Source organism: Pseudoalteromonas sp. Angola-30, from assembly GCF_028599215.1.
Classification (GTDB): Bacteria; Pseudomonadota; Gammaproteobacteria; order Enterobacterales; family Alteromonadaceae; genus Pseudoalteromonas; species Pseudoalteromonas atlantica.
The window spans coordinates 15077-27892 of record NZ_JAQREI010000004.1 but is presented as its reverse complement, the minus strand read 5'-3'; the positions used below and the strand labels follow the sequence as shown (position 1 = coordinate 27892).

Here is a 12816-nt window from a genome sequence, read left to right as displayed (position 1 = left end):
ATAAAATATACGTACTATTGCAAACAACGTCGGTATGTAGCGCAGCTTGGTAGCGCACTGTCATGGGGTGTCAGGGGTCGCAGGTTCAAATCCTGCCATACCGACCATTTAACCTCCTCTTTATTTCTTTTTCACTGTCATTTTTCTGTATTACCTTGTATACCTAGCATTAAATACTATGTGTTTAAGGATGACTTATGAAAAAACGTATTGTGTTTCCTCTGCTTTTATCTCTTTTTATTTCAAGCTTTGCGTTTGCCCAAGGTAGTTTTCGACTTAAAAACGGAAATCTATTAAGTGTGGGTAAAACTAAATCTGACATTGTAGCTGTAGTGGGCGCACCACTTTATAAAGATGTGCTTAATGAAGCTGTTGATACTGGTAATGGCGACAAATTAGTTAAAACAGAAGAGTTTACATATAAACTAAAAGGTTCAATTGGTGGGATGTACATTGTATTGATCCGTTTTGAAAATAATATTGTGACCAGTATTAGTTCAAAACAAGTCGACAGGCTTTAAATATTTTAGAGTTAGTTTTAAGCAGTTAAAAGCGCCATACGGCGCTTTTTAGTTTTTATTAGTGTGTACGCCCTACACCATTACGCACCATGTCTTTACCGTTTTCAAATACCTCGGCTGTTATGCCACGCGCCAGTAATAACTGTTGTGTGTCGTCAAATACTGCAACAAAATGGCTGCCGTCTTTATTGCTTGTAGCCATACCTACACCCGATACACCTTTTAAGCCTAAGCCGCCGTTTTCTACCATTACTAAAAAGTTCTCTAGCTCTGCTAGGTTGTCGATTATGTCGTGCTCGTTATTCATAAATTGCTCTTTGTAAAATCTGCTTGGTTAATGCCTATTCGCAAAACGTAACCACTAAATTAAGCGAATAGGTATAAATTACTTGGGCGCTATTTTATAGCCCATTAAAATAAACATAAACCTTTGTATCGGGTTATTAAGTATATTTAGTACTAGCGCTTAAGGTTAAAAGCGCTCTACATTCAGTGACAAATTACTTAATGCGCAACCATACGGCTGGGTATTGATGCGGTAATAATCCGTATTTTTTGTGGCAGTTAAATTTATTAAAAGGTCATCTTGTTGCCCTACCGCACTTTGCTCTTGGCTTAGGCACATAGCTTGCGTAAGCGAGCGTAGTTTTGAATCGCTTAAAATATTGGCAAATCGCTGTACAGGTAAAGGCGGTATTTTAACAGGCGCTAATGCTTGGCTAATGGTGCGCTCGCTAAGTTCAAACCCGGCATTAGTAATATCTATTACACTGCGAGCAGGCCAGTACGAGTAGTTATAGCTGTTTGCTTTTTGCTGCGTACTTAAATGCGCAACGCCACTTTGCCCTATTACGGTCATTAAATTTCCTTTGTTGGATTTAATAACAACAAGGGCTGTGTTTTCATCAATACCAAAACCGTGCTTAATATCACCGTTTTTTTGCTTAACGGTATTTAATGTACTGGCTAGGTTTAGCGTTTGATTTTGCTCACTAAAGCGGGTGCTCAGTGGGCCATAGGTAAACGTGTTTAACCCGTTAAGTGAAGTAGCCTGTGGGGTAAGCTTTGCTTTTAATACCGCTTCGCTTTGGTGCTGTGAAAGATAGACGTTTTCGCTTTGTATTTTGCTTCCTGCACCTAGCCCTACAATAACTGGGCGAGTTTTAAGCGCGTTAGTCCAAGGGTAGGCAGTATTATTTTCATCATACAGTGCTTTTAAAGCATTTTTAGCCGTGCCGTCGCTAAATAAAACACCGGTGCTGGTGTTTATTAAATTAACTAACGCCTCAACCCCATTATTACAAAGTGCTTGCTCAGCCTTTATGAGCTCGGGGTATACATTGCTGCGATTATACAGGTTCATTTGTGAGTGACGCAGCGCCGGTAAATCACTACAGGTATTGTTAGTAATTGCTTTAGCAAGTGCAGGTGTAAGCGGTAACCATTGGCTGGTTACACCTTTTGGTAAAAGCGTTTTAAGCGCCTCTACCTGTGCGTATGGGTCGCGCTGGGCTGCGCTAATAATTAATAAGGTGGGTGTTGGGTTAGCAACCTTTAAGCTCCCCGCTATAAATTGCAATATGCCGCTGCTTTGTGGCTCAGCTTTTGGGGTGGTGTTTGCATGAGGTTGTTCGAGCATATCAAACACAAAGTTAAACTCTTGCTTTGTTAGGCTATTGAGTTGCTCGTTGTTTATATCGCGCCATTGCCAAAGCAGCTCACTTTTAGAGACTGCGTTTGCATTTTTGCTACTAAGGGCACGTAAAGTATTTAAAACGTTTGCTTGGTTATTTGAATTGTTAGTAGGCCAATTTAATTTTATTTGCTCAAGGTTAGCATTGGTTACTTTAAACACACTTTGTGACTTTGAGTTATTTTGCGTATTGCAATTTTGCGCCGTATTAGCACTGCAGCTATTAATTGTACTACCGGCTAAAATAAGGGTTTGCTCTTGCTGCTGGGCAGCCCCTTTAAATGAAAATAAAGTAAATAAAACGAATATAAAGCTCACTCGCTTAGTAAAAAAAGCACGGGTACGCATAACGCTCTCAAAAATGATCTAAATAGGCGTTAAGTTTAACAGCATGTAATGGCAGGCTAAATAGTAAATGTGGGTCTCGATGATTGCGACACATGGCATTAGTGTATAAAGCAATTTTGACTGCTAGTTAAAAAAGCGCGATGTGCGTTTTACGCAGCCAATACTCTTACATTTAATCATTAACCTTACTTATTATCCTTACTCTGTTTTACAAACAAATTAGAGGCTATATCAATAGGGTAATTATCGTTTATTAGCTCGCTAATAAATTCAGAACACGCAGATGGCGGAGCAATTAAATAGCTTTTATGCTTAGCGCGCGTGATCCCTACGTACAATAAACGTCGCTCCTCTGAATGATTAAAGGTATCTTGTGCGGGCAATAATGCCTCAACAAGTAAATTACCAGGGTTATTGCTTGGAAAACCTAACTTGCCCTGCTCAAAACCTATAATAATACAGTAATCGGCTTCGAGTCCTTTAGAGCCATGCAGCGTCCAAAAATGCAGTGAGTTAGCAAAGTTGTTACCTGCTAAGTGCTGCTCTACTTCATTAAGCATAAACCGATATCGGCTCAATACAGAAATACTGGCTGTGTTATTATTTTTATTAATTGTGGCTATAGTTTGCTGCACTTTTAGTGCTACTGACTTTTTACCTTGGTGTAAATCGTCAAGTAACACAACTTGAGGGGTGCTTACTTGCGTATGTGTGGTTATGTGCTTTTTATATTGTTCAGGGTTTTGCATTACAAAGCGCCCCGCTACCTCACTAATACTGTTGTTATATCTAAACGTTTTTTGCAATAACGTGAGTGAATGACTGCCTATTAAATCGTTAAACTGCGTGGTGAGCGCCAAATTACCGCCCGAAAACCGATAAATAGCCTGCCAATCATCGCCAACCGCAGTAAAACAAGGTTGCGGACCACTCTTTATTAAAGTATTTAAAAACGCCATGCGTGCGCATGAAATGTCTTGAAATTCATCAACTAAAATATGGCGCCAAGGTACACTTACCTCCCCCAATTTAACCGCCTGAGCTGCGCTTGCAATCATGTCGTCAAAATCAATAGCATCTTGCTCTTTTAATTTTTCGTAGTATGCACGCTGCATTGCCACCAATAATGTTGCATAACTTTTATGATTCATAATGCCACTTTTAGCTATTCGCGCTGCTATTTGAGCGTTAGATAGTTGCTCACCCCGTATTGCGCTTAGGCAGTTTAAGTACTTATTTATATTTTGCTTTAACAGCCCTGTTGCAGATAAACGCTCGTACACTGCGTGGTTATCTACGGGGTTAATGTTCACTTTATGTTTTTGTAGTTGTGCTTTTAAACGCTGCTCAAGCTGACCTTCTTGCCAGTTATAATGAAATGTTTGCACCAACGCATGGCCCTGTTTTTTATGGTGCGCGCGAACATATTTAATATGCTCGCTATTGTGCAAGTTAGCCGCGTGCTGCACTGAATTACCTTGCCTATCTATCACAAAATGCGCCAAGTAAACCTGGTGCTGTGGCAAGTAAAAATCGGCGGTGTCATCATTTTGGTAAGTGTGTTCAATACCATACATATAAAGCCAGTTGGCAATTAATAAGAGCTGATAACTGCTTACTTTTAGCCCCGATAGGGTGTGATAGGTTTGTGCTTTTATTGCGGTTTTAGTTGCGATTCTAGTTTCGGTATTGAGGCTATCAGTAGGTTCGTACAGGGTATCAACAAAAGTTTTACAAAAACGTGAGTCTGTTTTTAGGGTATTACTAAGCCACTGTGTAAACCATTGATTAAGCGCCATAGCATCGTTTGCAAAAGGCGATAAGCTACGTGTTTTATTAGCGCTTTGCAGTAACTTAAGCCCCAGCGCATGAAAGGTTAAAATAGTAGGCGCCGAAACGTTTAAGTTTGCTTGCTGCGCCCTTAAATTAAAGCGTTGATTTAATTCGTTTGCTGCATTTTTATTATAAGCAAGTATCAATATTTGCTCGGGTTTTACACCACCATGAGCAATTAAATCCAGTGCCTTTGCAACCATTACTGAGGTTTTGCCAGTGCCAGCGGCCGCTAGCACTAAATTTTTGTCGTTATTGCGTATAACAGCAAGGCGTTGCTCATGTGTGAGCGGGTTTGATTCAACCACATTATAAAAGTCGGCTCTTGCCGTTAGTGTTTTTTGCTCATAACTTTTACGTAGCTGCTCTGTGGCATGCGCTACTGTTGGTGAGCTACTTAAAATAGTTAAAAACTTAATATTAATGGCCGATAAATGCTGCTGCCATAGTGCAGGTATTGCGCCGTACTGCTGTGCCAGTGAAAACACCGCCGATTTTAATAACGGCACGTTTGAGTCGCGAAGATACTCGTTTGTTGCATAACGTTTTACAAGCGTTTTTGCTGTATTCACTTTTTCTTCTAGGTGATTGGCAAAAACGCTGTTTAGCTGCTCACTAAGCGTTTGAGCCTGCTGTTTATTTAAAAAGCTAATTACCGTTTTTGTACTATGATTGAGGGTTATTTTCCCGCTAAACAGGCCTTTTTTAAATTGTGTAAAATTAGTAAAGTCGCTAATTAAATAGGCGCGTGAAGTATTATTTTTAAAATGTATAACGAGTGAACTTTGCTTAATAGTAACGGTGCTAATACGCGTAAAAAAACGTCCTAACCAGCTTGGAGTGGCAATAAACTGCGCCATAAAACCTTGAATAAACTAAAATTAAAAATAAATTTTATCACAGTTTAAACGCCAAGGCGCGCCGCGCCTTAAAAGTGGCAGCCTGGTTAACCAAAGCATGTACAAGCAGGCCTCATAAATAGCCCAAAGGCTGTGTACATTGGGTGTTTAAACTGCGGTAAACTCCTCCTAAAACAATCAACTCGTCTTAAGTATTTACTCTAAACAAGTGTTTAAATTTGCTTAAACTTTACGTTTGAATATTGAACAAATTGCACTATTAGTTTAATGTGAAGCTTTTATTAAGCGAGAAATAATATGGATTTAACTAAGGAAGAGTTAAGTTTTATTTCGTCTGTTGTAGGCAGTAACAAGGACAATACAAACGATAACTCGCAGCTTAGCTTAAAAACGGCTTTGCCAGATACACTAAAAGGTTTGTTGTCTCACGCTAAATTAACCATGTTAGCTGAGGTGGGCCATTATCAGTTGTGGTTTCCGCTTGAGTTTAAGCTCAACGATGACGGCTACTTAAACCCCGTACTGAGTGCGCCTGAGGTAATAGATACCGAAGGTGTAGACAGAAGCTGGCGTTATTCAGACCTGCATTTACAAAGCGAGCGCTTTTATGTCCTTTCGCTCTCTAGCAGTGGCGTGCTATTAAAGCCGCGCGATCATCGCTATAGCCTTACCCACGCGCAACATATTACGTTTAAGCTACCCAATAAGAAAAAAGTCACTCTACTTATAGATTTAGTCCGTAAAACTAATTTAGGCTATGCCGCAAAAATTATCAGTATCAAAAGTGGTAAAGAGGCATTACGTGAGTATTTATTTGAAAAACATAAACGTGAAAACGCCACCTTGTACGAAAACACGGCTGGTGTAACTGAGCATTTCTAGTTGCAGGCTGTTAATTGCAGCGATAAGCTAACGCCTTTATAAAGCGACAAGTTAAAGGCACACAATGAGCGACACTTTATACCCAATTGGTACCCCTAATAAACCATGGAACGACAGTGATAAAGCTGCATGGTTACAACTTCAACAAAAAAAGCGCGATTATAACCAGCTCGTAGTCAGTAAAATTACCCAGCCTAATGAGTTTTTAGATGTAGAGCAGTACGGCGAGCTAAATTATTCGCCACTTAGCTTTGCACTTTATTTATTTAAAAGTAAAAATTGGCAAAGTGATCGCCCTACCGTATTAATTACTGGGGGTGTGCACGGCTACGAAGCAAGTGGCGTTATGGGTGCGCTGGCATTTGCTCAAACCGCTGTTGCACCTTATACAACGCGTTTTAACTTTATTATTGCGCCTTGTATTAGCCCGTGGGGTTTTGAAACCATAAACCGCTGGAACCCAGAAGCTATTGATCCAAATCGCTCTTTTTACGATAACAGCCCTGCCCAAGAATCTGCAGCTATAATGAAATATGTAGCCTCGCTTAACACTGAGTTAGTTGCGCATATTGATCTGCACGAAACCACAGACACAGACAACAGTGAATTTAGACCCGCTTTGGCGGCGCGCGATGGTAAAATTAACACCAACTGGAACATACCAGATGGTTTTTATTTAGTGGCTGATAGCAAAAAACCAGCACCTGATTTTCAAAAAGCCATTTTAAATAGTGTTGAGAAGGTGACGCACATTGCCCCCAGTGACGAAAACAATCAATTAATTGGTGTACCACAGGAGCAATTTGGCGTTATAAATTACGCCGCTCGCGAATTGGGCTTATGCATGGGCTTTACTAATGCCCCTTATGTAACTACAACCGAAGTATACCCAGATAGCCCAAGTGCCTCAGATGAGCAGTGTACTCAAGCGCAAGTTGCTGTTATTACCGGCGCGTTAGATTATTTAAAGTCACTTTAGTGGCTTTTAATACCCATGTGCAATAATACTTAATCATTTTGCGGGGCTAAACGTGTCGCTACCTTCGTTACAAAATGCTCATTTACGACTGTATGGATGCAGAAGGTAGAGCAATGCAGGAGCAATTACCTAGAACAACTAAATAGCGAATTTTTTGACAAGCTATCAACACGTTTTTCTAGCCTCAAAATAGCTAACTTAATTAAGCAAATTGGTATAAGTTATAAACTAATTTAAATTAGGAACCTACGATGAAGTATAAAAATAAGCATGCCGAGGTAACTTTATCCGTTGAGGGCAATATAATTATTGCCCAATTTAGCGGAAATTTAGACCTAGAGCTATTGGCCAACTTTAAAACTGCCCTTTTTGATAAAGTGGCTGAATTTGAAGGTAAGCAATGGGGTTACATAAGCGACTCATCGTGTGTACTTGCAGCTACGCCCGATGCAGAGCAAGAAATGGTCGCCATAAGCACACATATGCAGCATACTAACTGCTTGATAAGTGCATTTGTCCTCACCTCCCCTATTGCTATAAGCCAAATGCAGCGAATAATGCAAAACGCTAAACGCGATGTAGATTTTAACCAATGTTTATTTGATAACCTAGATGCTGCAAAACGTTTTATTTCATCGCAATTAAATAATGGCGTGAGCTAACTTTAGCCCAAGCCATTGCTAGTTTTTATAAAACTGACTTGTTTTAGTAATCGCTATGTCAGGGTTTTCTACGGCGGTAATCACAAAGCTAACTGGGGTCACTTTTGTTGCTATGTCGTAGCCATCGGCGGTGACTGTAACCGGAATTTTTTTCATCACTCCAGGCAATACCAAAATAGAGCTTGGCGCACTAAGTGTGGCCACAGGTAGGCCTTCAATGGCTACGCCGTAGTGCAATGGCTGCTGGGTTTTATTGATAATAGTGAGTGTGTATGGGTTTTCTACCAAGCCTTCATAATTTACACGGTATAATGCGTTTCTGTCACGCAGTACCGATGCCTCTATTGGCGTACGTTGCAATACCCACGCAATCATAGAAATAAGTAATACCCCTGTTAATACACCATACCCCACTAATTTAAGCCTAAATGGATTGGTTTTTTTACCTTCTAGCTGTTTTTCGCTGGCGTATTTAATTAACCCTTTTTGATAGCCAAATTTATCCATAGTGTCGTCACAGGCATCAATACATAAGCCACAATTTATACACTCGTATTGCAAACCGTTACGAATATCTATGCCCGCGGGGCATACCTCTACACATAAATTACAATCAACGCAGTCGCCTAAATTAAGGGCTTTAGGATCAGCTTTGCGTTTGCGAGGGCCTCGGTTTTCACCGCGCTTTGCATCGTAGCTCACTACCAATGTATCTTTATCAAACATCACCGATTGAAAGCGAGAATACGGACACGCCACGTTACACATTTTTTCGCGTAAAAAGCCGGCATTTCCATAAGTACAAAATGCAAATAAAAACACCCAAAAGCTGGTAATGCCCGACCACTGTAGGGTAAACATTTCAAGGTATAAACTTTTAGCGGGAATAAAATACGCCATAAACGACGTTGCAGTAAGCAGCGATATAATAAGCCACGCAGCGTGTTTTGTTATTTTTTTACGCCACTTTAATGTACTCCATGGCGATTTATCTAACTTTATACGCTGATTACGAGTACCTTCTATACGTTGCTCAACCCAACTAAACATTAACATCCAGATTGTTTGGGGGCAGGTATAACCACACCACACACGGCCAAGCCAATTCGTGACAAAAAACAAAGCAAACGCGCCTACCATAAATAGCAGCGCTAAAATCATAAAGTCTTGCGGCAGTAAGGTTAAACCAAAAATAGTAAACTTTTGCGTGGCTACATCAAGTAGTACGGCTTGCTCACCTTTGTATTGAATCCAAGGAATGGCAATAAACATAAGCATAAGTAACCAACCAAGGTTACGGCGTATTTGTTGGTAAAAGCCTTTTTGCTCACGAATATAAATAGGCCCTGGTGTGTTATAGGGCTTGATGATCATATCTTCTTCTTTAATATCAAACTTCATAGTAGCTACTTAATAGTGACGGTATTAATGCTACTTTTGCAACTTTCAGACCAAGCTGAAAGTTTAACTAACCAATTGATATTAAATACATTTATAAATTAACAAGAAAGATGATTCGCGATATTTAACGAATAGCGCGATATATCACGTATTTTTGCTTATTCCTAGTTTACGCATTTTTGAGCGCAAAGTACTCTCGGGCAAGCCTAATTTGCAAGCAGCGCCTTTATCGCCAGATATTTGCCACTGTGATAATTCAAGCACCGCAATAATGTGCTGTTTTTGCGCCTCTGCAAGCGTAAGTGATGTATTTACAGCTGTGCTTGCATCGCCATGCAATGGCTGACTCAGTTTAAGGACAGTATGTTTAGTTAAAATAGCTTCGCGCTCTAGTACGTTTTGTAACTCGCGAATATTACCAGGCCAATCATAAGCTTGTAGTTGGCTAATTGCTTTTTTACTCACCCCTTTTATTTGCTTTGCTAAGCGTTTATTTAGTTGAGTAATTAAATTGGTGCATAAATAAGGAATGTCTTCTTTGCGCTCTTTAAGCGCTGGCACTTTAATAGGAAAAACATTAAGGCGGTAATATAAATCAATTCGAAAGGTGCCTTTTTGCACCATTTGCCATAAATCGCGATTGGTTGCTGCCAATACTCTAATATTTACCTTAAGCGTAGTGCTGCCGCCAACCCGTTCAAACTCTTGCTCTTGTAATACCCGTAGCAATTTACTTTGCGCTTCTAATGGCAGCTCAGCAACTTCGTCTAAAAACAGTGTGCCTTTGTCGGCCAGCTCAAAGCGACCTTTACGTCGCTCGTTTGCACCGGTAAACGCACCGCGCTCGTGGCCAAATAATTCAGACTCTAACAAGCTTGGCGTAAACGCTGCGCAGTTCACTTTTATAAAAGCTTGATTACTGCGTTTACTTAACCGGTGTAAGTTACGCGCCACCAGCTCTTTGCCGGTTCCATTTTCACCTAAAATTAATACTGTGCTGTCGGTTTCGCTAACAAGTTTAATTTGCGCCAACATAGCTTGAAAAACATGGCTTTGGCCAACTAAACCTGAGTCTTGCCAGTCTTCGTTAAGCTCTGCAATTAGGTAGTTATTTTCATCTTGCAGCTGCTCACTTAAATGCTTAACCTGCTCAAGCGCTTGCTTAAGCTCGTTTTGGGTTTGCTGCTGCGCCGATATATCGCGAAATACCGCGACCGCACCAATAAGCTCACCTTGCCTGTAAACGGGGGTTGATGTGTATTCTACTGCAAACGAGGTGCCGTCTTTACGCCAGAATACTTCGTTTTTAACCTCGCGGCGTTTGCCATCAAACATGGTGCAATATATTTGGCATTCATCGGCTGGATAAGGAGAGCCGTCGGCGTGGCTGTGATGATGATACTGGTGTATTTTTTTGCCCAACAATTCTTGGGCTTTCCAGCCGGTCATACGTTCAGCGGCTGGATTAACAAACACCGCATTGCCCGATAAATCAAAGCCGTAAATGCCCTCTCCTACTGCATTAAGTAAAAGTTTGGGGTCATTTAAAAATTGTTTTATCATTGCATCATCCTCGCGAAATATCACGATCATTATGCCATAAAGTCACGCGCTAAACAGTTAAATAAAGTGGCCTTTAATATAAGGCTTAAATAAAGCGTTAATATCTATTTTTGCATTTAACTTTGCCGCAATTAAATAAAGCCCAGCTAGCTTACGATGAATAAACAACGCATCAACGGGCGGTGTATGCCATTGCTGCGACTGTACGCTTAGCTCTAGCCCTGCATTTTTAATATTCGTTGCTAAGGGGCTGTTTTTAAAATCAAACTCGCCAGTGGTTCTTAGCGGCTCACACGCCATTAAAAACAAATCAATAACATGGCTTTTGTAAGAATCTAGTAGGGTATCTTTAAAATAACCTATTTCTCGTGCTGCGCTTAACACGCCCGCCCTATTGTTTTCAGTGCCTGCAATAAATAGTGACAGGTAAGCCTTGCTCAATTTACTCGAGATCTCTCGGGTTGCCCCAAAGTCAAATAACACAATTTGCTTACTCTGGGTCTGATAATGAAAATTAGCAAAGTTAGGATCGGTTTGAATTAGCTTAAACTCAAACATTTCTTTAAAAAATAAATCTATGAGCCTAGCTGCAATGTTATTTTGCTCACCTTGAGGTAAATTACTAAGCGCTTCTATAGGCGTTGCTTGCACATACTCCATTGCCAAAATGCGTTTAGTGTTGTGAACGCCATATACTTTAGGCACTTTAAAATTAACGTGCTGGCTTAGCAACTCACGGTATCTTTTAAGGTAGTGTGCTTCGCGTTCATAATCAGCCTCGGCAAGTAGCTGCGCTTTAGCCTCATTTATGAGTGGCTGTATATCAAGCTCTTTAGGGATTAACCGCGCAATGTTTAATAGTGCAATAACATTGTCTACATCGCTATGTACACTTTGCGCTATACCTGGGTATTGAATTTTTACCGCCAGCTTTTCACCATTTTCTTGATAAGCTAAGTGCACTTGGCCAATAGACGCCGCTGCAAATGGCCTAAGTTCAATATGCGAAAAACGATTAAGCCAGTCTTCACCCCATTCACTTTTAAGTACCTTAACTAATTGATTCTGCGGCATTGGGTTTGCATCTGCGCGAAGCAATGCGAGTAATTGAGTAAGTTCAGGACTTAATAGCTCGCCAGCATCCATAGACAGTAATTGCCCTAGTTTCATGGCAGCACCACGAAGGTGTGCAAGCTGAACAGCTAGTTTTTCTATGTTTTTAGGTTGTAAGAGTAAAGCTTTATTATTCCAACCATTACCCGAGAGCGCACTTTTAGTGCCATCTATAAGCATGTTGGTTGCAACACCACCGGCTAAGGAGCCAAGCTTTGCAAATCGAGAGAGTCTTGAGGTAGGTATGCTGCGCGAAGCTGCCATTGTAAAAACCTAATTAGCCTGAGAAACAGGCTAATTAATACGTACATTTTACTGGGCTCGATCTAATTAACCAAACGTTTGGGTAATAAAACTATCTCAAGCGGTCTGCTGTACATTAAAGGCGCGGTACTAATTTAATTGCCCCTTCAACCACTTTCATATCAAGGGGTAATTTGCTTAGCAGCATCATTTTAGGGTCATCCATATTTAACGTATAAACAGGGTTGAGGGCTAAAAAAGCATTAATTACTTCCATCGCTTCATTATCAAGCGCCGCTAAATTACCTTTAAAGCCACCAGCATCCACACTCGAATCTAGTAGTTTAACATTGCGTAAAAATACGGCTTTTTTTTCACTGTCGTAAAACGGGCTGCCTTCAATTTGCAGCTTTAAGCGTACTGGGTATTTTAATGCAAATGCATTTATTTCTGCACTTGAGTCTGCACCAAGTACTACTACATCACGGTTATCTGGACCAATATTTACACTTAAATCGTTTACATCAAACTGCACTGGCAGCCCCATTAAGCTCACCTTTTCGCTTAACTTAGGCAACTGTTTACCTAGCACACTTTCTACTTCTGAGCTGGTAAATGAGTAAACAGACACGCCTTGTGTAGAATTACATGCGCTTAAAAATAGTGTGGTTAAAAACAGTAATAAAATTCTCATGCTAACCTTTATCCTCGTTGTAAT

Annotated in this window: 11 protein-coding genes and 1 tRNA gene; 5 read left to right on the top strand and 7 right to left on the bottom strand. The window is 40.4% G+C overall.

Going from position 1 to position 12816, the window contains the following annotated elements; genetic code table 11:
* Positions 1 to 30: 30 nt before the first annotated feature.
* Both PSH54_RS07250 and PSH54_RS07245 read left to right on the top strand, forming a co-directional pair.
* Positions 31 to 107: transfer RNA gene (locus PSH54_RS07250), tRNA-Pro, on the top strand.
* Between the two features lie 90 nt (positions 108 to 197).
* A complete protein-coding gene (locus tag PSH54_RS07245) occupies positions 198 to 521 on the top strand; it encodes a hypothetical protein (protein ID WP_273605818.1) in 324 nt (107 codons plus the stop codon).
* Between the two features lie 58 nt (positions 522 to 579).
* Here PSH54_RS07245 and PSH54_RS07240 read toward each other — a convergent pair whose 3' ends face one another.
* The 3 genes from PSH54_RS07240 to PSH54_RS07230 form a co-directional block, all read right to left on the bottom strand.
* Entirely contained in the window at positions 580 to 828 is a 249-nt protein-coding gene (locus PSH54_RS07240) for a hypothetical protein (RefSeq protein WP_273605816.1), read from the bottom strand.
* Between the two features lie 165 nt (positions 829 to 993).
* Positions 994 to 2562, bottom strand: coding sequence for a cyanophycinase (locus tag PSH54_RS07235; RefSeq protein WP_273605814.1), 1569 nt, complete (start codon positions 2560 to 2562; stop codon positions 994 to 996).
* 185 nt (positions 2563 to 2747) lie between these two features.
* Positions 2748 to 5255: a UvrD-helicase domain-containing protein gene (locus tag PSH54_RS07230; protein ID WP_273605812.1), complete on the bottom strand. Its 2508-nt coding sequence runs from the start codon at positions 5253 to 5255 to the stop codon at positions 2748 to 2750.
* 297 nt (positions 5256 to 5552) lie between these two features.
* On the opposite strand from PSH54_RS07230, the gene PSH54_RS07225 reads away from it, so the two are divergent.
* The 3 genes from PSH54_RS07225 to PSH54_RS07215 all read left to right on the top strand — a co-directional run bounded on the left by PSH54_RS07225 (position 5553) and on the right by PSH54_RS07215 (position 7778).
* Complete coding sequence (locus PSH54_RS07225) at positions 5553 to 6137, top strand: hypothetical protein (protein WP_096041935.1); 585 nt, start codon at positions 5553 to 5555, stop codon at positions 6135 to 6137.
* A 64-nt stretch (positions 6138 to 6201) separates the two neighbouring features.
* Positions 6202 to 7116 (top strand): M14 family metallopeptidase, encoded by a 915-nt coding sequence (locus PSH54_RS07220; protein WP_273605810.1) that lies wholly within the window; start codon positions 6202 to 6204, stop codon positions 7114 to 7116.
* 251 nt (positions 7117 to 7367) lie between these two features.
* Positions 7368 to 7778, top strand: a complete 411-nt coding sequence (locus PSH54_RS07215; protein WP_064386531.1) for a hypothetical protein — start codon at positions 7368 to 7370, stop codon at positions 7776 to 7778.
* A gap of 18 nt (positions 7779 to 7796) precedes the next feature.
* Here the strand turns inward: PSH54_RS07215 and ccoG are convergent, their stop codons facing one another.
* The 4 genes from ccoG to PSH54_RS07195 form a co-directional block, all read right to left on the bottom strand.
* Positions 7797 to 9179: a cytochrome c oxidase accessory protein CcoG gene (gene ccoG, locus PSH54_RS07210; RefSeq protein WP_273605808.1), complete on the bottom strand. Its 1383-nt coding sequence runs from the start codon at positions 9177 to 9179 to the stop codon at positions 7797 to 7799.
* 144 nt (positions 9180 to 9323) lie between these two features.
* A complete protein-coding gene (locus PSH54_RS07205) occupies positions 9324 to 10742 on the bottom strand; it encodes a sigma-54 interaction domain-containing protein (RefSeq protein ID WP_024032193.1) in 1419 nt (472 codons plus the stop codon).
* A 57-nt stretch (positions 10743 to 10799) separates the two neighbouring features.
* Entirely contained in the window at positions 10800 to 12119 is a 1320-nt protein-coding gene (locus PSH54_RS07200) for an ABC1 kinase family protein (protein ID WP_273605805.1), read from the bottom strand.
* A gap of 115 nt (positions 12120 to 12234) precedes the next feature.
* Positions 12235 to 12792, bottom strand: a complete 558-nt coding sequence (locus PSH54_RS07195) for a DUF1439 domain-containing protein (RefSeq protein WP_004587241.1) — start codon at positions 12790 to 12792, stop codon at positions 12235 to 12237.
* Between the last annotated feature and the right edge of the window lie 24 nt (positions 12793 to 12816).

Bases quoted from the DNA above. Each gene is read 5' to 3' on its own strand.
- PSH54_RS07245 (WP_273605818.1), top strand. From the start codon at position 198: ATGAAAAAACGTATTGTGTTTCCTCTGCTTTTATCTCTTTTTATTTCA.
- PSH54_RS07240 (WP_273605816.1), bottom strand. From the start codon at position 828: ATGAATAACGAGCACGACATAATCGACAACCTAGCAGAGCTAGAGAAC.
- PSH54_RS07235 (WP_273605814.1), bottom strand. From the start codon at position 2,562: ATGCGTACCCGTGCTTTTTTTACTAAGCGAGTGAGCTTTATATTCGTT.
- PSH54_RS07230 (WP_273605812.1), bottom strand. From the start codon at position 5,255: ATGGCGCAGTTTATTGCCACTCCAAGCTGGTTAGGACGTTTTTTTACG.
- PSH54_RS07225 (WP_096041935.1), top strand. From the start codon at position 5,553: ATGGATTTAACTAAGGAAGAGTTAAGTTTTATTTCGTCTGTTGTAGGC.
- PSH54_RS07220 (WP_273605810.1), top strand. From the start codon at position 6,202: ATGAGCGACACTTTATACCCAATTGGTACCCCTAATAAACCATGGAAC.
- PSH54_RS07215 (WP_064386531.1), top strand. From the start codon at position 7,368: ATGAAGTATAAAAATAAGCATGCCGAGGTAACTTTATCCGTTGAGGGC.
- ccoG (WP_273605808.1), bottom strand. From the start codon at position 9,179: ATGAAGTTTGATATTAAAGAAGAAGATATGATCATCAAGCCCTATAAC.
- PSH54_RS07205 (WP_024032193.1), bottom strand. From the start codon at position 10,742: ATGATAAAACAATTTTTAAATGACCCCAAACTTTTACTTAATGCAGTA.
- PSH54_RS07200 (WP_273605805.1), bottom strand. From the start codon at position 12,119: ATGGCAGCTTCGCGCAGCATACCTACCTCAAGACTCTCTCGATTTGCA.
- PSH54_RS07195 (WP_004587241.1), bottom strand. From the start codon at position 12,792: ATGAGAATTTTATTACTGTTTTTAACCACACTATTTTTAAGCGCATGT.